At 68.8% G+C, this 22926-nt stretch carries 20 protein-coding genes and 2 pseudogenes; 11 read left to right on the top strand and 11 right to left on the bottom strand.

Going from position 1 to position 22926, the window contains the following annotated elements:
* On the bottom strand, window positions 1-115 hold a 115-nt coding region (locus BMG523DRAFT_RS23310; RefSeq protein ID WP_200923119.1), incomplete at its 3' end, for a transposase.
* A gap of 478 nt (window positions 116-593) precedes the next feature.
* Between BMG523DRAFT_RS23310 and BMG523DRAFT_RS15680 the strand changes: the two are divergent.
* Together BMG523DRAFT_RS15680 and BMG523DRAFT_RS15675 are read left to right on the top strand one after the other, a co-directional pair.
* Window positions 594-1324: pseudogene (locus BMG523DRAFT_RS15680) on the top strand (IS30 family transposase); the annotation flags it as partial.
* Between the two features lie 169 nt (window positions 1325-1493).
* Window positions 1494-1823 (top strand): YrdB family protein, encoded by a 330-nt coding sequence (locus BMG523DRAFT_RS15675; RefSeq protein WP_023842073.1) that lies wholly within the window; start codon window positions 1494-1496, stop codon window positions 1821-1823.
* 3 nt (window positions 1824-1826) lie between these two features.
* Here BMG523DRAFT_RS15675 and BMG523DRAFT_RS15670 read toward each other — a convergent pair whose 3' ends face one another.
* From BMG523DRAFT_RS15670 to BMG523DRAFT_RS15650, 6 genes are all read right to left on the bottom strand, one after another.
* A complete protein-coding gene (locus BMG523DRAFT_RS15670; protein WP_011437646.1) occupies window positions 1827-2324 on the bottom strand; it encodes an SRPBCC family protein in 498 nt (165 codons plus the stop codon).
* A 206-nt stretch (window positions 2325-2530) separates the two neighbouring features.
* On the bottom strand, window positions 2531-4027 hold the full coding sequence (locus tag BMG523DRAFT_RS15665; protein WP_011437645.1) for a glycosyltransferase family 39 protein: 1497 nt from the start codon (window positions 4025-4027) through the stop codon (window positions 2531-2533).
* 77 nt (window positions 4028-4104) lie between these two features.
* Window positions 4105-5097: a glycoside hydrolase family 26 protein gene (locus tag BMG523DRAFT_RS15660; protein WP_023842072.1), complete on the bottom strand. Its 993-nt coding sequence runs from the start codon at window positions 5095-5097 to the stop codon at window positions 4105-4107.
* Between the two features lie 145 nt (window positions 5098-5242).
* Window positions 5243-7420: an acyltransferase family protein gene (locus tag BMG523DRAFT_RS15655; protein WP_011437643.1), complete on the bottom strand. Its 2178-nt coding sequence runs from the start codon at window positions 7418-7420 to the stop codon at window positions 5243-5245.
* A 49-nt stretch (window positions 7421-7469) separates the two neighbouring features.
* A complete protein-coding gene (locus BMG523DRAFT_RS25395; RefSeq protein ID WP_023842071.1) occupies window positions 7470-7610 on the bottom strand; it encodes a hypothetical protein in 141 nt (46 codons plus the stop codon).
* 6 nt (window positions 7611-7616) lie between these two features.
* Window positions 7617-9278 (bottom strand): glycosyltransferase, encoded by a 1662-nt coding sequence (locus BMG523DRAFT_RS15650; protein ID WP_200923118.1) that lies wholly within the window; start codon window positions 9276-9278, stop codon window positions 7617-7619.
* 726 nt (window positions 9279-10004) lie between these two features.
* Between BMG523DRAFT_RS15650 and BMG523DRAFT_RS15645 the strand changes: the two genes are divergently transcribed.
* The 3 genes from BMG523DRAFT_RS15645 to BMG523DRAFT_RS15640 all read left to right on the top strand — a co-directional run bounded on the left by BMG523DRAFT_RS15645 (window position 10005) and on the right by BMG523DRAFT_RS15640 (window position 13654).
* The gene (locus BMG523DRAFT_RS15645; protein ID WP_235463176.1) at window positions 10005-12350 is read left to right on the top strand and encodes a WD40 repeat domain-containing serine/threonine protein kinase; all 2346 of its coding nucleotides are present in this window, start codon (window positions 10005-10007) and stop codon (window positions 12348-12350) included.
* A 159-nt stretch (window positions 12351-12509) separates the two neighbouring features.
* Window positions 12510-12632, top strand: a complete 123-nt coding sequence (locus BMG523DRAFT_RS27020; protein WP_255353884.1) for a hypothetical protein — start codon at window positions 12510-12512, stop codon at window positions 12630-12632.
* Entirely contained in the window at window positions 12632-13654 is a 1023-nt protein-coding gene (locus BMG523DRAFT_RS15640; RefSeq protein ID WP_011437640.1) for a CaiB/BaiF CoA-transferase family protein, read from the top strand. The genes BMG523DRAFT_RS27020 and BMG523DRAFT_RS15640 overlap by 1 nt, the downstream gene beginning before the upstream one ends.
* A 16-nt stretch (window positions 13655-13670) precedes the next feature.
* Here BMG523DRAFT_RS15640 and BMG523DRAFT_RS15635 read toward each other — a convergent pair whose 3' ends face one another.
* Both BMG523DRAFT_RS15635 and BMG523DRAFT_RS15630 read right to left on the bottom strand, forming a co-directional pair.
* Window positions 13671-14255, bottom strand: coding sequence for a TetR/AcrR family transcriptional regulator (locus BMG523DRAFT_RS15635; protein WP_011437639.1), 585 nt, complete (start codon window positions 14253-14255; stop codon window positions 13671-13673).
* A gap of 254 nt (window positions 14256-14509) precedes the next feature.
* Window positions 14510-15151, bottom strand: coding sequence for a response regulator transcription factor (locus tag BMG523DRAFT_RS15630; protein ID WP_011437638.1), 642 nt, complete (start codon window positions 15149-15151; stop codon window positions 14510-14512).
* 255 nt (window positions 15152-15406) lie between these two features.
* Here BMG523DRAFT_RS15630 and BMG523DRAFT_RS15625 point away from each other — a divergent pair, with 255 nt between their 5' ends.
* The 6 genes from BMG523DRAFT_RS15625 to BMG523DRAFT_RS15605 all read left to right on the top strand — a co-directional run bounded on the left by BMG523DRAFT_RS15625 (window position 15407) and on the right by BMG523DRAFT_RS15605 (window position 21327).
* On the top strand, window positions 15407-16957 hold the full coding sequence (locus BMG523DRAFT_RS15625; RefSeq protein WP_023842051.1) for an AAA family ATPase: 1551 nt from the start codon (window positions 15407-15409) through the stop codon (window positions 16955-16957).
* A 190-nt stretch (window positions 16958-17147) separates the two neighbouring features.
* Window positions 17148-18926, top strand: coding sequence for a GAF domain-containing protein (locus tag BMG523DRAFT_RS15620; protein ID WP_035734433.1), 1779 nt, complete (start codon window positions 17148-17150; stop codon window positions 18924-18926).
* A gap of 179 nt (window positions 18927-19105) precedes the next feature.
* Window positions 19106-19438 (top strand): hypothetical protein, encoded by a 333-nt coding sequence (locus tag BMG523DRAFT_RS15615; RefSeq protein ID WP_011437635.1) that lies wholly within the window; start codon window positions 19106-19108, stop codon window positions 19436-19438.
* A 134-nt stretch (window positions 19439-19572) separates the two neighbouring features.
* The gene (locus tag BMG523DRAFT_RS25390) at window positions 19573-19749 is read left to right on the top strand and encodes a hypothetical protein (protein ID WP_023842049.1); all 177 of its coding nucleotides are present in this window, start codon (window positions 19573-19575) and stop codon (window positions 19747-19749) included.
* A 232-nt stretch (window positions 19750-19981) separates the two neighbouring features.
* Window positions 19982-20770, top strand: a complete 789-nt coding sequence (locus BMG523DRAFT_RS15610; protein WP_232235242.1) for a PP2C family protein-serine/threonine phosphatase — start codon at window positions 19982-19984, stop codon at window positions 20768-20770.
* Window positions 20725-21327, top strand: a complete 603-nt coding sequence (locus BMG523DRAFT_RS15605) for a 2-oxoacid:acceptor oxidoreductase family protein (RefSeq protein WP_011437633.1) — start codon at window positions 20725-20727, stop codon at window positions 21325-21327. The genes BMG523DRAFT_RS15610 and BMG523DRAFT_RS15605 overlap by 46 nt, the downstream gene beginning before the upstream one ends.
* Window positions 21328-21358: 31 nt before the next feature.
* Here the strand turns inward: BMG523DRAFT_RS15605 and BMG523DRAFT_RS27415 are convergent.
* Together BMG523DRAFT_RS27415 and BMG523DRAFT_RS15600 are read right to left on the bottom strand one after the other, a co-directional pair.
* Window positions 21359-21499, bottom strand: a pseudogene (locus BMG523DRAFT_RS27415) (general stress protein); the annotation flags it as partial.
* A 160-nt stretch (window positions 21500-21659) separates the two neighbouring features.
* Window positions 21660-22682, bottom strand: coding sequence for a DUF2278 family protein (locus tag BMG523DRAFT_RS15600; RefSeq protein WP_011437632.1), 1023 nt, complete (start codon window positions 22680-22682; stop codon window positions 21660-21662).
* Between the last annotated feature and the right edge of the window lie 244 nt (window positions 22683-22926).

The raw sequence follows: 22926 nt of genomic DNA, 5'->3' as shown, positions 1-22926 counted from the left end.
CAAGCCGGTCTCGGACCGGACCGACGAGGACAGCACGGCGGTACTTCGGGCACCACACGACGTGGTAACCGAGGTCATAGGCGCCACCCGCGCCGACCTGCACCGTCCGGGACATGCCGTTGATTATACCAGCGTGGCCGGTATAACCGTTGCGGTCCGTGCCGGATTCCCCTGTCGCCTGAAGGCGACAGTCCCCTCCGGAGGTCATTGATGGGTGAGCCGGGCCTTGCTCTCCTGGATCGGGCAGAGCCGTCTCGATCGTCGCGACCAGATCGAGGCGGACCATCAGGTCCCGGGCCACCGGCAGAGCACCGAGCAGCTTCTCCAGGCGCGGGGGCCCATAGCCCACCCGGACGGCGGTCGCCAGCACCCTCCGAACCGTCCCAGGCCGGACACACCACGCACCAGGGAAATCATCATCCTGGCGGATCAAGAAATCACACGGTCAGCACACCACACGAACGTGCGGAGTACGGGCTTACCGAGCGGTGGATGCGCAGGCGCGGTGCGACGCGCTGCGAGCACGTCCGAAGGAACGCAAACTCGTCGCGTCGGCCGCGCTGCACGACGCGGTCAATGCCGGCCTGGCCGAGAAATGGTCTCCGAAGTAGATCAGTGAGAGGCTGAAGAAGGACTTCCCTGACGACGAGGGCATGCGCGTGTCGCACGAGACGATCTACGAGTGCCTATACCTCCAGGCCCGCGGCGAGCTTCGGACCGAGCTGAAGATTGCTTTGCGCAAGGGCCGGACGAGGCGGGTGAACCGATCGCGCAGACCGTGACCAGGGGAAAGATCCCGGACATGGTCGACATCAGCGAGCGGCCGAAGGAGGCCGAGGATCGAGCCGTGCCCGGCTTCTGGGAGGGTGACCTGATCATCGGTAAGGGGAACAGGTCCCAGATCGCCACGCTCGTCGAGCGTACCACCCGGTTCGTGATGCTGGTGCGTATCCCCTCTGACCGCACCGCCGAACGTGTCGCTTACCTGCTCGCGAAGAAGATGGGAACCCTCCCTGAGTTCCTTCGCAACAGCGTGACGTGGGACCAGGGGAAGGAGATGGCCCGCCACGCGGAGTTCACGGTCCGGACCGGTATCCCCGTGTATTTTTGTGACCCGCACTCGCCCTGGCAGCGCGGTTCCAACGAGAACACCAACGGTCTGTTACACCAGTACTTCCCGAAGGGCACCGACCCGTCCTTGCACACACAGGACGAGCTTAATAAGCTGGCCGCCCAGCTGAATGGAAGGCCACGGCAGACGCTTGGCTGGTTGAAGCCGATAGAAGTTTTCAACGAGCTGCTAGAAAGTCACGCGTCGCTTTGACCATTTGATTCCACTCGTCAGGTTGTCAGGCAGGCGAACGGTGCCTGATGCGGCAGTAGTTCCCAGAATCACAATTCACTCCCCGGGAAGTTCCACTATGTTCCCTCTCATGGGTTCGTCTGGCGCAGATGGCGGTACCCCGCGCAGCGGCGTGGTGGGCGGGTCGATCATGTTTCTCGCTTTCTTGTCCGAACTCGCGATGCTGGGCACTTTGGCGGGTGCCGGACTCGATCTCGCCTCGTCAGCCGTCGCCGGTGTTGCCTTGGCGGTCCTGCTGCCGCTGATGGCGGCCGTCGTCTGGGGAGTGTGGCTCGCCCCCGCGTCACGACGTCGGCTTCGCGGGCCGGCGCTGCTGATGGTGAAGATCCTCCTGTTCTGTCTGACCGCGATCGCCACGGCGCTGGCTGGGCATCGCGTCTGGGCAGTGGTGTTCGCGGTCACAGCGATCGCCGCGACGGCCGGTGGTCACCGCATCGACAGCCGAACCCAGGCGCGGTGAAGGTCACGCCTTTTCGGCGGCCTGCCTAAGCGCCGTGAGCCAGTCATTCAGCCCGCTGCGGAGTTTCGTGCTGCTGAAGATGAGGCCGAGGAAGGGCATAGACATCGATTCCATGCTCGTGACTCGCACCGTACCGTCCGGTGTCCGTTCGAGAACGTTGCGGTGAACGGCCTTGATGCCGGCGGAGACCCCACTCCAGGTGATCTCGTGGAGTGGATCGACGACCGCCAGGGTCGAGCGGACCCGTGACTTCCCGTTGACCCAGATGAAGGATGTGTCGACGGCCACCCCGCCGTGAACCTGCACGTCCCGGACGGCGGGGTTCCACGCCGGCCACCGGTCTATCTCGCTGATCAGCCGCCATACCTTCTCGGTCGGCGCGGCCACGGAGATCTCCGCCGCGGCCTTTACCGGCGCCTTTTCGTCGAGCACGCGCTTCTTGGCATATTCTTCGTGAAGCTCGGCGATGCCGGGCCCGCGGTAGAGCAGATTCGATGTCATACCCGCTCCCTCGGTCGTTCGACCTGGTTGTCGTCGGTGGTTGCTAACGCCGTTAGCCGACGCTAGCCAACAACGTTGGTGACGGTCAAGGGGCGTGCGGAAGGTCACCGGTCCGGGGCGTCGCGGAGCAACAGCAGGTAGGGGCTACCGAGGGGGATGGCTCCGTGACCTCAGTGTTCGTCCCAGTGACCTCAACTCCAGGCCTGTCAGTGGCGCATCCCCACTCGGCCCGCACGCGCCGCGCCACCCGGCGCCTCGACGACCCGGTCGACCCGGTAGATCGTCACCTTGGTCGGACCGGCGCCGAACGAAGCCACCTTGACGCCATGGGCCAGCGCGTCGGCCAGCAACGGGAGCCGGTGCAACGTCGCCGGTTCGGCCATCCAGGCGTCGAGGATGACGTAGTCGACGTCGCGCCAGCCGTTCGGGAGGCTCGCCCGTACGGCCTGGTCGTTGATCTTCCAGTGCCAGATCGGCCTGGTACCTCCGCGTAGCAGGTCGAGCCACGCGTAATCGTTCGTGATCGTCACTCGGCCAGGGGGGACGTGGCCGAGGTACCAGGCGGACGCCTCCCGGCTCGGGAGACTGTCGTCCCGGGAGGTCGCGTCGACCAGGACCGGTCCCCACTGCCACGACAGCACCGCCAGCCCGGCCACGACCACCGAGGCCACCGCCGCGAGGCGAAGACGGGCGGTTGTGGTGGCAGGCCCGGGCCGGGGATGAAGGTGGTCGGCCAACCCCGCTACGCAGAGTGCGGCGAACGGCAGCATCCCGACGACGTACGGGTACGGCAGGTACCCCTCCCGGAGCAGGAGCAGTGCCTGGCTCACCAGCAGCACGCTCGGCACCCGAAGCCGAGGCACCAGCAGCCCGGCGATCGCCGCCACGAGGCCGGCGGCGAGCAGGATCGCATCGAGCCCGAGCCAGAAGCCGACTAGGTTCCACGCCGAACTGCCGCGGTCGAGCACACTGCCGCTGGACTGCCGGGTGAACAGCTGGAACTCGACCGCCCGGCGCAACTGGTGCAGCTCGCCACGAGCGGCTGCGAACACCACGAACGCCCCGGGGCCCGCCACGGCCGCGGCGGCGAATCCGAGGCTCGCGGCGCGTAGGTTGCGCCGCCGGTGATTGATCCACACCATCAGGTAGACACCGGGCAGGAACACCAGAGCGGATTCCTTGGACCAGAACGCGACGCTTACCGCGAGTCCCGCCAGTACGGCAGTCCGCACTCGCCGTCTGGGCGCCGCAGCCATGACCAACGCCGCTAACAGCCACATCACCATGATGTTGTCGAGGAACACCATCCGCTGGAACCAGAGCGCCAGCGGTGACAGCGAGAACAGCGCGACGGCCGTCACCGCGTACGGTCGGCGCACGTCCAGCCGGCGGGCGAACAAGTAGACCAGGACACAGCTCGCGACGTGCACCCAGAGCATGAACTCGCGCGCGGCGCTCACGCCGGTAGCGCCGCGGCCGAAGGCGTCGGTCACCCAGGCGTACGCCGCGATCTGGGCCCAGCCGCCGAAAGGATGATCATACCAGTAGGTGTAGTGCGCCAGTCGGCCCCAGTACCGCAGGGCGTAGGCCTGCGCGGCATAGGTGCCCTCGTCCTCGTTGAACCGGCCGGGCCAGCCGTCGAGGTTCACCGCGTGGACCAGGGCACAGGCGACGACGGCTGCGCCCACGGCGAGAACGACCATGGTGCGACGGCTGCCGCGACGGTGACGGGCCGCCGGACCCGGCTGGCCGGCCGACTCCGGAACGCTCCTCGCGGCGGTCAGCAGGCGACCCTCCCGGCGAGCAGGCTCGCCCGGAAGGCGGCGAGGTCGGCCTCCGAGTCGTCGTACCGCCAGTCACCCTTCACGCCGTCCTTGATGTTCATCGCCGTCCAGACGAACCCCACCACCTGGGGGTGGCTCTGCAGCCAACTGCCGAACGAGGCGATCCAGCTGGTCTTGTACTGGTCCCGCTGGGCGCCCACCTCGGTCAGCAGGACCGGCTTGGTCGACAGCGCGGCCAGTTGGGCCATGGACGGGTCGTACGTCTGCGCGGCGGAGCTCTCCTGCACGCCGTACCCTGTCAGACCCATCAGGTCGACCCACTTGTCGCCGGGGTAGTACTCGGCCAGCGGCGTTCCCGACGTCCCGCGGAGCACGTTCGGCGACCACACCCACAGCGCGTTCGTGACGCCGGCGTCTCGGAAGATGCCGACCACGTGCTGCCACGCCGCCACGAACAGCGCCGGGGTGTTCGAGCCGACCGACGCCCACGGGTACCAGTAGCCGTTCATCTCGTGGGCGAACCGGATCAGGACGGGGCGTCCGTACTTCTTCACTACCATCGCGATGGCCCGGTAGTGGTCATCCCACCGGCCCTCGATGGTCTTGTCGAGCGTGAAGTCGCTCTGGTTGACCCCCTTGTCCGGGTTCCACGGCTCGACCGTCACGATCGGTGTCACCGGCACCGCGCCGAGTACCGTCGGGTCCAGGCCGTGGGTCACGGAGACGAAGAACTGGGCCATCGCCGGCGGGCAGGCCGTCGTGCGTGCAACCTCGCCCAGCGACGCCTGGCTGATGCCGGGCACCGTGACGCCGAACTGCGGACGGGTCCTGAACACGGTTTCGACGGCCGCCCGCGGCGGAGCCGAGCCGCCGCGGGCGGCGCCGCTCGGGGATGCGGGTTTCAGCGACGGGCCGTCGCCGGGGGAGCTGCAGGCGAAAACCAGTACGCTCGCCGCCATCATCAGGCAGACGGCAGACCGCCGTCGCATCAGCGCCTCCCCACCAGGTACCTCGGCCGTCTGGCTGGTACGTCCGCCAAACAATGACTGAAAAGTGTACAGAAGTCCTGAAATACGGCCATGGCGCATCTCGTTCGCGAGGCTACCCGGTGCCCGGATTCCACCGGGACCGAAGTCAGGAACGCGGTGTGCCCGCGGTCTGGCTTGACTGGAGCCGCGGTCCCCGCAACGGCAGCTGTACCTTGGTGACCAGCGCGTGTTCGAGCGCCGGCCCGAGCATGACCGCTGCCGTGTTCGTGATGTGGGAGTCGTCGCGGTACAGCAGCACGCTGCCCCGTACGGCCGGGCAGGGCCCGGTCCCCGGGCACAGGATGACGTTCAGGTCGACCGCGCTGACCGCTGGTTCGCGGCCCTCGACGACCGCCTGCAGCAGCGGGTCGCGGGGCAGTCCGGAATCCCGCGGGAACGAGCACGACCGCCAGTTGTCGATTGCGCCGGAAATACACGCCGGAATGTCTCCCGGTGGATTCGGGGTGTCGACGATGTAGACCAGCGGAGCACCCAGGGACGCGAGCCGTGCGATCGTGTTCCGCCATCCCGCCACAACCTTTTCTTCGTCGCCGGTGTACCGGTTGTACGTACTCAGGAAGATCGCGTCTGGCTTTGGTTCCGCGGCGAGCCGGCGAAACGTGTTCTCCCGCCAGGTGTCGCACTCGGTGAACTCCCGGCCGAGCTGCTCGCTGCGGACCGAGATGGCGGGTAACGGACAGCCGACCTTGGTCAGCACCTCCACCGACCAGTCGCTGCCGCGGGCCACGTGGTAGACCGCCCCGAACCACTGGGCGGCGTGCGAGTCCCCCAACAGGACCACCCGGCCGGTGGCGCCGTCGGTGTTCAGCTGGCAGGGCGGGCTCGTGGTCTGGCGGGGACTTGCCATGCAGCCCTCCGGAAGCCGCGGCAGGTCGTCGTACGCGGACCAGGGGGCGGGCGTCACCGGGCCGCTCAACAGGCCGCCGGGTTGGTCGAACGGGTCACGCACCACCGTGGCCGCGGGCAGGTGTGGCAGCACCGCCACCGCGTCCCGGTCACCGCCCCGCATCCGCTGCAACGCATCGGTGCCGACCAGCATGCCGGTGGCGGCCGGCAGCAACGTCGCGGTGACGGCGATCGCGAGGCCACGACGCCAGCCCGACGCCGCGACCGCCGAGAGCCGCACCGGACGCTCGACCAGCCGCGCCGACAGCTCGGCCGGCACTGCACAGGCCGCGACCACTGCCGTGCGCGTCTGCCAGCTCAGGTCTCCCACCCGCGCCTCGACCAGGACGAGCACGGCCCAGTGCCACAGGTACAGGCTGTACGACCGGCTTCCGATGACGGTCAGCACCCTGGTCCCCAACAACCGGCCCGCACCCGCCCGGAGGCTGCGGTGTCCCGGGCGGACGCCGGTACCCGCCGCGATGACCGCTGCCGCGCCGAAGGTGGGCAACAAGGCCGCCGTGCCCGGGTAGACCGTCACGCTGTCGTAGCTGACGACGGCGGTCACCACCGCCACGCACCCCGCCCAGCCGAGCACGATCCTTAACCCGGTGACGGTGCGGCCGCGGTCGAGTCTGGCGAGCGCCGGCGTGGCGAAGGCGACCAGCGCACCGACGCCGAACTGCCACGCCCGGGTCGGCGAGCTCAGGTAGGCGACCGGCGTCTCCACCAGGGTCCAGTGCAGCGACAGCGTCAACGACAGGGCGACGAGCCCGAGCGTGACCGGGACCGCGACGGCGGCCAGCGACATCGTGACGCGCCGGGCGAACAGCACGACGAGCAGCAGGAGCAGCGGCCAGACGAGGTAGAACTGCTCCTCCACGCTGAGCGACCAGAAGTGCAGCACCGGACTGGGATCCCGACCGCTGGCGAGGTAGTCGGTCTGGTTCGAGATGAACCGCCAGTTGACCAGGTAGACCGAGGCCGCCGCGACGTCGTGCACCGTCTCCGCCTGGCGCAGCGGCGGCATCGTCAGCCAGCTCGCCACGGTGACGAACACCAGGACGACGCAGGCCGCCGGCAGGATGCGCCTGGCCCGGCGCGCGTAGAATCCCGCCAGGCTTATCCGACCGGTGACCTCGGCCTCCCGCACGAGCAGGCTGGTGATGAGGAACCCCGAGACGACGAAGAACACGTCGACCCCGACGAACCCGCCAGCGGCGTGGGGGACCTGACCGTGGTAACACAGCACGGGCAGCACAGCCAGGGCGCGTAGCCCTTCGATGTCGGGGCGGAAGCCGAGCCGTTCCTCGATCCGCACCAGACCCGGGTGGGGTCGCCGCAGCGGCACGGTGACCGCGCCGTCCGTCGTCCTCATGGTCCTCATGCTCCTCAGGCCGACCGTTCCCACGGTCCGCCCGGCCTGATCAGTGCCATAGCACGGTCGGGTCGACCCAGCCGGTGGCCAGCAACGCGATGACCGCCAGGCCGACGGTGATCGCCAGCCCGTCGGGCCAGCGCAGGTGCTCGGAGGCCGGGAAGTCCAGATCGTCGTCGTGACGTTCCACGTCGCTTCACCCCTGGCGCAGGGCCGCGCTGGCGGGTGGAGCGCCGTGCGAGGGCGAGACCGGAGCGCTGTGAGCCGGAGCGCTGTGAGCCGGCGCGCTGTGAGCCGGCGGACCGCCGGTCCATGCCCGGACCACGGAGTCGGGCTGAGACTGCCTGGCGCGGTGCCGGCTGCGTGCCGGCCGGTCGCCGCGTCCCACGAGCAGGCGGCTCAGGTCGAACAGGAGCGGGACGCTCAGATAGCTGTGGCCGAGCTGAAACAGAATCACGAGCCAAAAGTTTCCCCAGCCGAACCTCCAGACGTCGAGACCGATGCCGGTCCATGTCGCGCACGTCGTCAGCAGTAGCCAGCAGAAGGCGGTCCGAACCACGCCGCGGACCATCGGGTTCCCCCTTTTGCGCACGGAGCCGGTCGCCACCCAGGATGCCGTGCGACCACGCACCATGTGCAGGATCGCGACAGCGTGGCAGAAGCTGTACACAAGTTGCACCCGCAGCACTTCGAAACGCCATCGACCGCGGCTGGTGGCCGGGAGCAGGACCAGCCACACCCAGGCGGCGGCCAGGAAGGGCAGGAAATTATAGGGCCGCACCAGCTCCGGGTAGACGTACACCATCAACAGGCCAGGAATGTTAATGGTAAAGACGTTGATCGCGGTGGAAATATAGTAGAGGAACCCGCTCCAGAAGCAGACCCGCTGTTTCCAGTCGAGTCTGATGTGGCGTAGCTGACGGGTCCGCAGCAGGGCCATGGAGCCGCTGCACCAGCGGTACTGCTGGTTGATGAAACCGGCCAGGTCAGCCGGGCACAGGCCAGTCGCCAGCACCACCGGTACATAGCGGGTGGTGTAGCCCGCCGCCAGCAGCTTGACACCGGTGAAGACGTCCTCGCTGTGTTCGATCTGGGCGAAGCCGCCTGCCTTCCGCAAGCTGCCGCGCCGGTAGATCGCATTGGTTCCGACGCAGATCGGGACGCCGACGGCATCGCGGGACGGCTGCACCCAGCGATAGAAGAGCTCCTGGGTGGCGCCGGCGGTCCGCTGCAGCCAGCCCATCGACCGTTTCGTATCGAAGTGCTGCGGGCTCTGCACGATACCGACGCTCGGGTCGTCGAGGTACGGTGCCAGGTGAAAGAGGTAGTCCGGCCGCGGGCAGAAGTCGGCGTCGAAGATGGCGATGTAGTCGCCGCGCGAGTGCTCGAACCCGAACTGGATGTTACCGGCCTTCTTCATCCGGCCCCGGTCCGGCCGGCTCAGGTAGCTGAAGCCGTGGGCGGCGGCCGCGGCGGCGACCTCCGGGCGGCCGCTGTCGTCGAGGACGTACGCCCGTAGCTGCCCCGGCCACCTGACCCGGGCGATGTGTGAATAGGTGTTGAGCAACACCGGGAGAGGTTCACCCGCGCTGGGAAGAAAGATGTCGACGCTGGGGCAGTAGATCGGCCGCCAGCCGCTGACCAGGCCCTCATGGCTCTGTCTCGTTACGCGCCGCCGGTGCTGGGTGGCCACAATCGTGAAGGCCGAACAAATCGCGTTGAGCCCGAGTAGCAGGAGAAACACCCACAACGCCGACGCCAGCAGCGCGAACTTGACCAGGCTGAACGAGGCAAGGGTGAACGACGCGGTCATGCACAGTAGTACCCAGCGCCGCTGTCGGCCGAGGTAGGCGTACACCAGTCGGTCCGACGGCGGGCTTGGCAGCGACTCGTTCCGAGCTTCTGGGACCGGCGCTTCTGGGACCGGCGCTCCGTCGACGGCACCGTTCCTTGGCGCAATCCGATCCGCCGCATATTCCCTGGGGGGCATCACCGAGGCCGCGGCGGAAGAGTCTCTCCTTTGTTCGCCCAGCTCGGCGGCAAGGAACTCCTCGCCAAGATCGACCTCCACGGTCCCCCCGGTACCCTGTGATCAAGGTTGATGGTAGTCTATGGGGTCTTATGGGGACCGTTACGAGCGACCGTTACGAGCGATAGCCCCGGTACCCTTTGATCAATGCTGATGGTAGCCCATGTGGGCCGTTGCGACCCGGTGGCCCCGGCGTCGCCAGGGCTACCGCGACTGATACCGCCAACGGGAAGTTGTCGCGCAATTACGATGCGCTACGTCGGGCTCTCGGGGGTGGGCCGCGCCGTGAACGCGCCTTCAGGCACCTCTAGAATCCAGGCACAAATTCCGTCGTGAGCCGGTTGTCAGAACCACGGCTGCTAACGGAGACGGTAGGCACTCATGCGTGCGGCGCCGCGGTGCGCAATGAGTGCGCGTGAAGGTCAGGTTCCGGCGGGAGGGGGCGGCCGTGGGTTCGCAGACCGCGCGGCGACGGTTGCCGTGACGACGCCTGACGGGTCAGTTCCGTGGGACGTGGCAAACTCCCGCGCGACACCGCTGCTCGACAGTGACCCCGTGACTGTCGGGACGTACCAGCTCGTGGCGAGGCTGGGCCAAGGCGGGATGGGAATCGTCTACCTCGGCAGGAGCCGGGACGGGCGGCCCGTGGCCGTCAAGGTGGTCCGTACCGACCTCGCGCGGCAGCCCGAGTTCCTGGCCAGGTTCCGTCGTGAGGCCGAAGTCGCCCAGCGGGTCGCCAGATTCTGCACCGCGGAGGTGCTTGAGGTCGACGTCGAGGCCGATCGCCCGTACCTGGTGACGGAGTTCATCGACGGTCCCACGCTCGCGGACGCGATCGCCGCCAACGGTCCCATGGCGGAGGCCGACCTCGAACGCCTCGCCATCTCGGTCGCGGCGGCGCTCACCGCCATCCACGCCGCGGGAATGATCCACCGTGACCTGAAGCCGTCGAACGTCCTGCTGTCGCGGCTCGGTCCGCGGGTCATCGACTTCGGCATCGCGCGCGCGATGGATTCCACGACCTCGCTGACGACCTCCACCGGCCTGATCGGCACCCCCGCTTTCATGGCTCCCGAACAGGCGCGCGGCGCGCTGGTCACGGCGGCCGCGGACATCTTCGCCTGGGGCGGGGTGGTGACGTTCGCGGGCACCGGGATCGGCCCGTTCGGCAAGGCGACGACCCCGGTCCTGCTGTATCGAGCGGTGCACGAGGCGCCCAAGATCGACGGCCTGCCCGACGGACTCCGTTCGATCGTGGCGAAAACGATGTCCAAGGAGCCGGCGGACCGGCCGACCGCCAGCGATCTCTACCAGTCCCTCCTCGGCTTGTCCAACGTTGACGAGGCGGTGCGAGGCGAAGCTGGCCCAACCGCCGTCACCGTGGTCACGGATCCGCCGGTCAAGCCGCCGGCGCGCATGGACGCCGGAGCCTCGCGGACACCGTCCGACTCCGTGGGTTCCGTGGGTTCCGTGGGTTCCGCCAACCCGGCGATGCCACCGCCGAGCGACGACATCCTGTCACCACTGGACCTGTCGCCACTGGACCGTCCGGCACCCGGCCGCGGCTACCCCGAGGGTGGCGAGCCGAAGCAGCAGCAGCGGCAGCGGCGCGGCCGGTGGCAGCGGCGCACGGTGGTGTCGCTGGTGGCCAGTCTCTGCGCCGTCGCGGTAGCGGTGACGGCCACCCTCATGTTCGTCACCCACAAGGACCCCGCTTCGGTCCCCGAGAGCATCGAGGTGTCGCGCCGGCTGGCGAGCGAGGCGGCGGCGGCTAGCACGACACAACCGCAGCTGGCCCGCCAACTTGCGCTGGCGGCCTACCGCGTCGAGCCCACCGAGGAGGCCCAGCGCAGCCTGATTGAGAACTTCGGCGGGGTAGAGATCAATACGCTGGTTGGCCACACCGAGCGGGTGATCGGAGTACGGTTCAGCCCCAACGGCAGAATGCTGGTGACGGGAAGCGACGACAGCACCGTCCGGCTCTGGGACATCAGCAACCCCATGGCCACCAGACCGCTCGCGGTCATCCCGGGGGACAGCGGCACCTTCCTGCAGGGCGGCTTCAGCGCGGACGGGCGGCTGCTGTCGACGTCCACCGACGACCACATTGTCCGGCTCTGGGACATCTCCGTGCCCGAGCGGCCCAGGTCGCTGGCGGTGCTGCGGGACGTCAACAACAGCGTCGCCTTCGCGGTCGGCGGAAAGACCATGGCTACCGCCGGCACCGACAACACCGCCAAGTTGTGGGACATCACCGATCCCCACCAGCCGCGGCTGGCGGCCACCCTCGTGGGACACACCGACTGGGTCAACACCGTGGCGTTCAGCCCGGACGGGAGAATGCTCGCGACCGGCAGCCACGACCGGACCATCCGGCTCTGGGACGTGTCGACCCCGACCCGGCCCACGCCGCTCGCGATCCTCAACGGGCACGAGAACGCGGTGCTCGGGCTCGCCTTCCGGCCCGACGGCAGGATCCTCGGATCGACGTCGGCGGACCGGTCCGCCCGGCTATGGGACATCGCCACGCCGACGGAACCGAAAATGCTATACACCTTCACCGACCGATCGGACTGGGTGAGTAGCGTTGCCTTCCGCGTCGACCTGCACCTGATGGGCACGACCGCGCGGAAGGCCGCCCGGCTGTGGGACATCTCCGACCCGCGCAATCCCCGCCCGGTCGGCGGCCTGCTCGGACACACGGCGACGGTGCGGCGCGTCCAGTTCAGCCCGGACGGCACACTGGCCGCCACCTCCGGCGACGACAACACCGCCCGGTTGTGGGACATCGACCCGGCCCATATCGCCAAACGTGCCTGCACCGATCCGACAGCCGTGATGAGCGAGGCCGAGTGGGAGCGGCACGCCCCGCAGATCCCCTACCCGTCGCGGTGCCCATAGCGGAGTGATCCCGGCCGGGCCGGCGTGGTCGCCACCCTGCGTGGCGAGGCCGTTGCTGATCGGTGACGCTTCGCCACCCTCCGACAGGATACTTAGTTAAGTACCGCGTAGAGTACCGAGGTACTCTACGCGGTACTACCGCCACGGTACTATCGCCGCATGCCCAGAACCGTTACCCTCGGCGCCGCCCGCACGCCCACCGGCAAGCTCGGTGGCGGCCTCGGCTGCGCGGCACTCTGCTCGGGCGGCGGCCAGGGCGACGCTGTCACCCTGGAGGCTTGATGATGCCGCTGGACGGACTCCGCGTGGTGGAGCTCGCCGCGATCGGGCCTGCGCCGTTCTGCGGCATGATGCTCGCCGACCTTGGCGCGGACGTGCTGAGAGTCGAGCGGCCGGGCGGGCCGGCCGACGCGTGGGGGCGGTCGCCGGTCCTCGACCGCGGCCGGCGCACCGTGACGCTCGACCTCAAGGACGCCGGCCAGGTCGCCCAGGCGCTCGACCTGGTAGCCGACGCGGACGTGTTCCTCGAGGGCTTTCGGCCCGGCGTGGCCGAACGGCTGGGCCTGGGGCCGCGCGAGTGCCTGGCCCGCAACCCGCGGCTGGTCTACGGTCGGATGACGGGGTGGGGGCAGAACGGGCCATACGCCCACACCGCCGGCCACGACATCACGTACCTGGCCGTCAGCGGCGCGCTGCACGCCATCGGCCGTGCGGGGGAGCGGCCCGTGCCGCCGGTCAACATGCTCGGTGACTTCGGCGGGGGCGGCATGCTGCTCGCCTTCGGGGTACTGGCGGGCGTGTTCCACGCGCGACGCACCGGCCGCGGTCAGGTCGTGGACGCCTCGATAGTCGACGGCGCGGCGCTGTTGACGGGCATGGTGCACGGGTTCCTGGCGGAGGGGTCATGGCGGGACGACAGGGGTGTCAACCTGCTGGACGGCGGCGCCCCGTTCTATGACACCTACGTCTGTCAGGACGGCGGGTATGTCGCGGTCGGCGCGTTGGAGCGGAAGTTCTTTCGTGCGCTGGTCCAGCGGCTTGGCCTCGAAGACGATCCGGCATTCCACGGCGACCACCTGGATCGGGCTCGGTGGCCCGCGATACGGGCGAGGCTCACCGAGACCTTCGCCAAGCGTCCGCGCGACGAGTGGCACGTCCTCTTCAGGGACACCGAGTGCTGCGTGGCGCCGGTCCTGTCACTGGCCGAGGCGGCCGCCGACGAGCACAACGTCGCCCGTGGCGTGTTCCGTGAGCTGGACGGTGTCCGCCATCCGCAACCGGCTCCGCGTTTCGGCGACGGCTAGGGCGTGTCGGCGACGGCTAGGTTCCGGCTGCGGTGACGCTGCGAATGCCGTCGAGCACAAGCGAGGCAAGCTCCTCGTAGGCATCGGCGTCGTGTAAGCCGGTGGCGGCAAGGACGCGACCGGTCTGGATGCGCTCCATCGTCGCGGCGATCGTGTCGGCGATGAACGCCGCGTGAACATCGCGGAATTCTCCCGCAGCGACGCCGTCGCCGATGAGCTGACGGACACGCGCGGCGGCCGCGGCGATGTTGTGCTCATACACCTCCCGGGCGACGTGGTGCGCGGCGAGGTCGAGCCTGAACGCGGGCGATGCCGGACGCAGCGCGCGACCGATCGCCGCCAGGTAGGCCACGAGCCGGTCGGCCGAGGACGCGGCTTCGGCGGTCTCGGTCTCGACCTGCGCGGTGGCCCGGCGGAAGTAGTGCCTCACCGCGTTGACCGTAAGCTGCTCCTTGGACTGCCCGAGGGCATACAACGTCGTCTTGGAACAGCGCAGCCGCGCGGCGAGCTGCGCGAGCGTGAAAGTGCGGAATCCCTCGGCCAGAAAGAGGTCGACCAGATCGTCGAGCAGAACCTCGGGGCGTGTTCGTGCTGTCGGCACGGCATGATCCTATTCGGTGGCGCCTCGGGCCTCGGCGGTGAGGTCGCTTTCCTCCGCTTTCCTCATCGCTACCTCCTCGTCGGCGTCCTGCCGACAGCGATGAGCGTGCCCTTCGCCCGCGTATGCGACATCCGACCCGCGGTGCTTGGATCCGGGACCTGGCTCCCACCAGGGTGGGTCCTTCGACCCGGTTCAGGCACAGCGATGCTCCGGTGTGTCGATGGTCGGGTGTGTCGATGGTCGGGTGTGGGTGTTCAGTCCTCACTCGTCTTCTTCAGGGCGTAGACGGCGGCCTGGGTCCGGCTGGTCATGCCGAGTTTTTCGAGGATGCTGGAGACGTAGTTCTTCACGGTCTTCTCGGAGAGGTGTATCCGGGTACCTATCTGCCGGTTGGTGAGACCTTCGGCGATGTGCTGGAGGATTTCGCGTTCCCGGGCGCTGAGGGAGGCCAGCGTCGGGTCTTCCCTGGGCCCTTGGCGCATTCTGTCGAGGACGCGGCGGGTGACCGATGGCGAGAGCAGCGACCCGCCGGCGGCCACGGTGCGGATGGCGCTCACCAGGTCGTTGCCGCGGATCTCCTTCAGGACGTAGCCGGCGGCACCGGCCATGATGGCGGAGAACAGGGCCTCGTCGTCGTCATAGGACGTGAGAATGAGGCAGGCGACGTCTGGATGGGCGGAGCGGATGTCGCGGCACACGTCGATGCCGCTTCCGTCGGGGAGCCGGCCATCGAGGACGGCCACGTTGGGCAGGAGCGCCGGGATTCTGCGGATCGCCTCGGCGGCGAGTCCGGCCTCGCCGACCACCTCGATGTCGTCGTGGCGATCGAGGGTCTGCCGTAGACCGTTACGCACGATTTCGTGGTCGTCGAGAATGAATACCCGGATCGTCTTCATGCGGAGGAGGATACGGTGCCGTCCTCGGAGCCGCCACGCTGTGAAATGGATGCCGGGTTCGGGACCTTCGGCCCTTGGACCGGTCCTTGGCCCGGCGTCGACGGGTGTCTGCCAGCCACCGCGGCGGCGCGTCGGCGGCGCGTCGGAGGCGGGGGACGGTGGGGACGTTGGTCCCAGGTAGGATGGACCTCCGTTCCCTCCATGCACGACCCGAGCATGCTGCCGCGGCCGCCGGGACGCGGGCAGGCTCGTGCCATGAGTCTGGAGACCACGGTGAACCCGCTCCCGGCGGAGCGAGGCGCCTCGGCCTCGGCGCCAGCGGTGGCGCCGACGGTGGCGTCGGGGCCTCCTGCCAGGGTCGTCGAGACGGCGCGGTCCGTGCTCGTCTTCCTTGGAGATCGTGTCTTCAAGGTCAAGAAGCCGGTCGACCTCGGTGCCGTGGATTTCCGCGGCAGGCAGGCGCGGTTGGCCGCCTGCGAGGCCGAGGTGAGACTCAATCGTCGCCTCGCGCCCGACGTCTACCTCGGCGTCGCCGATGTCATCGGACCGGACGGGGAGCCCTGCGACCACATGGTCGTGATGCGGCGACTACCCGAGGCGCGCCGGCTGTCGACGCTTGCCGAAGGTGGCACCGAGGTCAGGGCGGAGATCCACGCCCTCACCCGGGTGCTGGTCGACTTCCACGCCCGGTGTGAGACCTCGTCCCGGATCGCCGAGGCAGGTGGCCTGGACCGTCTGCGTGGGCGGTGGGACGCCTGCTTCGCCCGGGTACAGCGTGACCATGGCGCGGCGGTGAGCGCCAGCATCCTCGACCATGTGAACCGTCTCGCCGTGCGGTACCTCGACGGCCGCGACGAGCTCCTGCGGGAGCGGCGCGAGGCCGGGCGGATCCGCGACGGGCACGGCGATCTGTCCGCCGCGGACATCTTCTGCCTCGACGACGGGCCCAGGGTGCTCGACTGCCTGGAGTTCGAACCCGGGCTGCGGGCGGCCGACGTCCTCGCGGACGCCTGCGCCCTGGCAGCCGACCTCGAGTGGCTCGGACGCCGCGATCTCGCCCGGCTCTTCCTCGATCACTACCGTGAGATGGCTGGTGAGACCCATCCTCGGTCGCTCGAGGATTTCTACTGGGCGCTGGCCGCGCTGGGGCGCTGCCAGGCGGCGTGCCAGCGTGTCGCGGCCGGCGAGAACGCGGCGGCGGAGGCGCGGGCCTTCGCTGACCTGGCACTGGCCCGGTTGCGCTGGGGCCGGGTCCGACTCGTGCTGGTCGGCGGCCAGCGCGGCACCGGGAAGTCCACGCTCGCCGGCGGGCTCGCCGGCACGGAGCGGTGGACCGTGCTCCGCTTCGACGACGCCGCGGCGGACCTGGCGGCCTCGGCCAACCGTCACGATCTCGCGGCGGGGGGATGGGCAGATGCGGGGGGATGGGTACCGGCCGACGACGTCGACGCGGTCCACCAGGAACTGCTGCGCCAGGCCGGCACAGCGCTGCGCCGCGGCGAGTCCGTCGTGGTCGACGCACCGTGGAACCGGCACAGCCAGCGCGCGCAAGCGGCCGATGTCGCTCGCCGTGCCTTCGCGGACCTGGTGCAACTGCGCTGCACGGCCCCGCCCGATCTCGCGGCAACCCGTACCGACCGGCGTTCCCCGGCAACCACCGCGGCAACCAGCGCCACAGGGTCCGTCGGCCTTGGCCGTCTCGCCGACACCGTCTCCCGGATCGAACCCTGGCCGGAAGCCAAGATCATCGATACGGCGGTGGCCATCGCCGAGTCGCTGCACAACGCCCGCCGCGCCGCGGCCTGATCGGCACGCGAAGCGATGTTCCGCAGTGCTCTGGGTGCTCTGGGTGTTTCGGGTGCTCTGGGTGTTTCGGGGAAGACCGGATGGCCCGGGAGCGGCCACCGCCGAGCGCGGGTAACGCATCGACAGCTGATGGGGATCGCCAATGCGTCCGCGGCAACCGAACCGGTTCTAGTACTGTTCGGGCGTGGGCATGGAAACTGGGTCCGCAGCCAGCCAGAAGCGGGCGGGAACGGACCCTTCGTCGGTCTCTTCGTCGGTCTCTTCGACGGGCTCACCGACGAGCGAGAACCTGACTTTCCCGCTCGTCGCGCGGCTCGAACTCGATGAACTGCTGACGCAGCTGGTTGACCGGGCCCAGGATGTGCTGGCCACGCAGAGCCGGTTGCGCGGGCTGCTGGCGGCGAGTCGGGCCATCGCCACGGACCTGCGGCTGCCGGTGCTGCTCAGGCACATCGTGGAGGCGGCGTGCGAGCTGCTGGACGCCCGGTACGGGGCGCTGGGCGTCGTCGCGCCGGACCGCACCCTGGAGGAGTTCGTCCACGCCGGCATGGACCCGCGGGACGTCGACCGAATCGGTCATCTGCCCACCGGCCACGGGGTGCTCGGTCTACTGATCGATGATCCTCGGCCGCGTCGCCTCGACGACATCTCCCGTGACCCGAGTGCGTATGGCTTCCCCCCCGGCCATCCGCCGATGAGGACCTTCCTCGGCGTACCTATCACCGTGCGCGGCGAGGTGTTCGGCAACCTCTATCTGACCGAGAAACGCGGCGGCACGGCCTTTACCGCCGAGGACGAGGAACTCGCGCTCGCCTTGGCCGCCAGCGCCGGTGTCGCGATCGAGAACGCCCGGCTGTTCCACGACACCCAGCAGCGGCACCGGTGGATGAGCGCGTCCGCCGACGTGACCCGCCAGATCATGGCCGATGCCGACGGCGCCCTCGAGTCTGTTGCGGAACGCGTCCGCACGGTCGCCGACGCGGAGTTCGTCTCCATCGTCCTGCGCGACGAGGAGGCCGGCAGCGCGCGGGTCGCCGTCGCCGTCACCGTCGGAGCGGACACCGTTTCCGGCGCCGGTCAGCGGATACCTCTCGACGGCACCCTCACCGGTCGGGTGATGGCCGAGCAGCAGCCGTTGCGCGTGGAGGACGCGCAGCTTGACGCCCTCCCCGAGGAACGGGACGCCGCCACCGGCCCCCTGATCGTCCTCCCGATGGTCGCCGGCACCGACCACGTGTCCGGAGTGCTGCTTGTCGGTCGAAACCGGGGGAAGCGTCCCTTCAGCGACACCGATCTCGCCAGTGCCGCGAGCTTCGCGGGCAACGTCGCGATCACTCTGGAACTGGCGCGGGTCAAGGCCGACCGGGAGCGGTTGGTGGTCCTGGCCGACCGTGGTCGCATCGCCCGTGACCTGCATGACCACGTCATCCAGCGGATGTTCGCCGTTGCGCTCGGCTTGCAGGACATCGCCCAGTACGAACGTCCATCGAACGCCGAGCGCATCAACCAGTACGTCGAGGACCTTGATGTTACGATCAAGGACATTCGGCGGTCGATCTTCGAGCTGCGTGCCAGCGGCGCGTCCAAGCGAAGCCGACTGCACGCCGCGATCGACCGGATCGCCGAGGACGTGCGTCCGGCCCTCGGCTTCACGCCGACCGTCCGCTACTCCGGACCGCTCGAAACCGTGATCGGTGACGATCTCGCCGACCAGGTGATCGCTGTCGCCCGGGAGTCGTTGACCAATGCGGCGCGGCATTCGCAGGCCGGGACCGTCGAGCTCCGTATCGGCGTGGCCGGCGAGTCGGTGGTCGTCGACGTGATCGACGACGGTGTCGGCATAGGTCCCGGCGGCCGGCGCAGCGGGTTGGACAACCTCCGGACCCGGGCCGAGCAGCTCGGCGGATCTTTCACCCTCACCACACCGGCAGGCGGGGGCACCCACCTGCACTGGGCTGCGCCCCTGTGACACTGGGCTGCGCCCCTGTGACACTGGGCTGCGCCCCTGTGACACTGGGCTGCGCCCCTGTGACACTGGGCTGCGCCCCTGTGACACTGGGCCGCGCCCCTGCGCGGGGAGACCGTTGGTCCGCTGAGGGGGGACGATCGGCCCATGTGACCAGGCGGCAGCCGCGGGATGGTTGACTCATGAACCTTCCCGTGAATCTCCCCGCCCTTCGCCTGTCCCGCTCGATGCCAGCTCCGGCGTCAGCCGCGGAGAACGGCACAGCGGCTGCGGGCACGCACCGACCGTACCGGGCGATCGAACCGGGCAGTCGGTCCTGCTGCTGCCCCTCCGAACCGGTGGCGCAGGCGATATTTGTCCCCGGTGACACGCGTTCCCATGAGGTCGAGGTGCTGTTGTGCGCCCATCACCTGCGGTGCAGCGCGTCGACACTGAGGTCGTTGGGCGTCGCCGTCTACGACCGGCAGGGGAACCCGATCGAGGACACGGCCACGCTGTTCGGCCGGGACCGCTGACCCTCGGTTCGGCTGACCCGTCGGGTTCGCGTGAACGACTGAACAATGATCCGTCGTCGCTGATTCCGCCAGGTTGTCAGGTTGTGTCATCAGGTCCCATGGCCTCGCGTCGACGCCAAGGAAGGCGGTGACACATGAAATGGATGACAGCGGATGGTCATCTCATCGAGGAGACGGTCGTCAAGGCCGGTCCCGAGCGTCCGGCACGAGTCCTGCGGGTGACCCGGCAGGAGCGTGCGGTCGGCCAGTATGCGTGCTGGGCCGATCTGATCGTCAATATTGATGTTCGGCGGATGACCGAAGTCGAATGAATGACCTGTTATTGGTGCAGGACTGAGCACGGGTCTGAGATGTCGAGGGCCACTGAGTTCTCCCCGCGAGGCGCCGTTCTGGAGGTCGTCCGTGTGCAACTTTCCGGCTGCAGAATCCTGGGACGAGACCGATCTCGCGGCCTGTGTGATCGGGGGCGTGAGAGAGAACGCCCATCGTCTGGGGGTATTCTGGCGGTCGCATCCCGCGACTCCCGGTTCGAGCGGAGACTGGGTGGAGGTGGTCGATATCGGCGCCGGCCGGCTCGCCATCTGCGTCGGCGACGCGGCCGGACACGGCGAGCAGGCCGCGAGGTTCGCGCGACGGTTTCGGGAGGCGATGCGCCGGCACCTGCTCGCGGGTGAGGAGCCCGAGGCGACCATGCATCGCACGATGAACGATATCGCTGGACCCGGCGATATCGGGGAAATGTTTGCTACCGCTTTTCTCGCCGTCGTCGATGCCCGGTCAGGCCAGGTGGTCTACGTCAACGCCGGGCATCCGCCCGCCCTGCACCTGCCCGGGTCCGCGGCTGGCGGCGGCAGCTGCGCCCGCGAGCCACGGTCGCTCGGTCCGACCGGGCCCATCCTGTCTGACCTTTTCGCCGGAAGCGAGATCTGGTCGTCCCGATCGCTGACCATGGACGTCGGAGACCGCCTACTGCTGTACACCGACGGCATCAGCGAGGCGCGCGACGCGCACGGCACACAGTTCGGGACGGAATCCCTGTCCGCCGGCCGGATCGGAACCGACTCGCCTGACACGTTGCTTGACCGCCTTTTCGCGCAGCTCGCCATCCATGCGCACGGGGTCGACGGGGACGACCGCACGATGGCGATCCTGGCCCGCGATCCACTGGTCGCCCCCGCCGCCGGCTACTCACCGCGCTGTCGGGCCGCGGAGAGGACCCTGGCAGCTGACGGGGCGTCGCGAAGCAGCATTGAGAAGCAGCCTGGTCGGGAGAGACGAGGTCCGTCATGTTCGCGGTACGAATTCACGGGTTCGGCGGTCAGGGCGTGCTGACCATCGCCGAGCTGTTGACCATCGCGGCAGTTACGGAGGGTCGCTACGGACAGGCATCCATGGCCGGCGGGCCGGAACACATCGGCCACCCTACGGTCGCCTGCTGCCGGATCGACGACGATCCATTGCCCGGGTGGGAACCGGTCGTGTTCCCGGATGCGGTCATCGTCCGGGACGCGGCGCTGCTGCACGTCTCCGACGTGTTCCATGGACTCGGGGCGGATGGGTTCATCCTGCTCGACTCGGCACGCGACCTTGACGATTTCGGGCTGCCCAGGCTCACCCGGTACCGGCCCGAGCGGACGATCAGCATGCCCGCCAGCGAGATCGCCCAGCGTGAGCTGGGGCATCCGCTACCGAACACGGCTCTGCTCGGTGGCTTTGCCGCGTTGACCGGAATCGTTTCGATCATCGCGGTCGAGACGGCCATCCGGGAGCGGTTCGCCGGTCGGCTCGCGGACGACGGCATCGAGGCGGCTCGGGACGCCTTTGCGTTCGTCCGCTACACCGAGCGGCGCAGGGCCGGGCTTCTGCCGGTAGCCCAGGCCCAGGAATGAGCCTGGGAGCCGGCAGGCCGGCGGCGGAGGTCCAGGTCAGCCGACCTGTGACCTGCTCGACCGTGCGCAGGCCGCGGCCGACGATGGCGGTCTTCTCCACCGGGAAACCAAGGTCGGAAAGTTGGTCGACGGCCCTCTCGGCCTCGCTGTAGGTGTCGAAGGTGGCCACCACCTGCTGCGGCTCGCCTACCCGGTCCACCGGGGTCCCGCCCGGAGCATCATCGAAGCGCGGGTTCCCGCGGTGGAGAAGACCCATCCGAGGCGGAGGCGACCCGGGGCCGAAAGGTGATCCGGGGCCGAAAGGTGATCCGGGGCCGAAAGGTGATCCGAGGTCAGAAGATGATGGTGTGTCCTTCGCGGGATGCGTCGGTGGCGGTGTAGGCGACGCCGTCGACTTTCAGACCGTCCTGATCAAGCAGGGTGATGATGCCGCCCCGGTTGCCCAGCCCGACCGGGGGTGCGAGCGGGATCCGCACGGTGTCCCCGGCTGGCAGGTTGGTGGGCGGAAGGGGGAAACGGTGCCGACCGCTGTCGATGATCGTCCAACCGGTGAGGTCGACGGGCCCTGGGGTGGTGTTGAGCAGGGTGACGGACTCGGCTTCCGGTGCCGGTCCGATGGGGTTGACCAGGGCGGCGACGATGCGCAGGCGCCGGTCGGGTTCCCCGGGGGCTGGTTGGCCGCCCGGTCCGGCCGATGGAACGGCGCGCAGGGTGTGGCCGGTCGTGTCGTCGGTGTGCCAGGCCTGGCTCTGGAAGGCCAGGAACAGTGCTGTCCAGCGGCCCGCGGTGGGGAAGTGGAAGAGCAGGGCACCGTCCTGCCAGCTGCCGTCGTCGGCGATGAAGCGACCGCTGTTGCCCTGGTTCATGTGGACGTCATGCACGCCGTTGCCGGGTACGAAGCCAAAGATCTTGTCTGGTTTCGTGGGCTCGGGCCCCCATCGCTGGCCGAAGGCGTAAATGTGGCTGGTCGGATCGGCGGTCGCACGCTGGACGTGGTGGTCGAGGCGGTCGGCGAGGTCGTTGTCCGGGCCGGGGCGGTCGGGGGGGAGCGCGTGCAGCCCGGTGCGATCGAACAGGTTGCCCCGGACGAAGTCCAGGGCGAGACCGCCGGGCCTGGACTTCAGGGGGGTGAACCCGTCGGGCAGGTCAACGAGGCGGTCGAGGATCGGATGGTGGAACTCCTCGACCGCGATGTACAGCAGTTCGGACGGGGGCTGGGCGGACAGAACGTTTACGGCGACTCGGAAAGAGCCACCACCCTCGACGTGTATCTGGTAGTGCGGGCTGTCGTGCCCGCCCTCCCTGCGCCGGTCGAGTAGCCGGCCTTTCAAGACGCCGTAGCCTGCCAGCGGCATAACATTTCCCCGATTTCCGCGGCGATGAAAAGATCCGGCTGAACGATATCATTCCCGTCTGGCCAGGCGGGTGCGGCGGGGGGAGCTCACCTATCGGTTGGTCTGCGGTCACCCAACGGTGATGCGGGCCGCCTGCGGGCCGGCGGCCGACCCCCATCATGGAGGGACGGTCATGAAAAGGCGGTGATTCATGGTCGGCGTGGCGCCCGGGCGGTTACCGCCGGAGTGTCTCCAGGCGGGATAC

Origin of the sequence: Frankia sp. BMG5.23 (assembly GCF_000685765.2) — a bacterium.
GTDB lineage: Bacteria > Actinomycetota > Actinomycetes > Frankiales > Frankiaceae > Frankia > Frankia casuarinae.
This window is presented reverse-complemented; position numbering and strand designations above follow the sequence as displayed.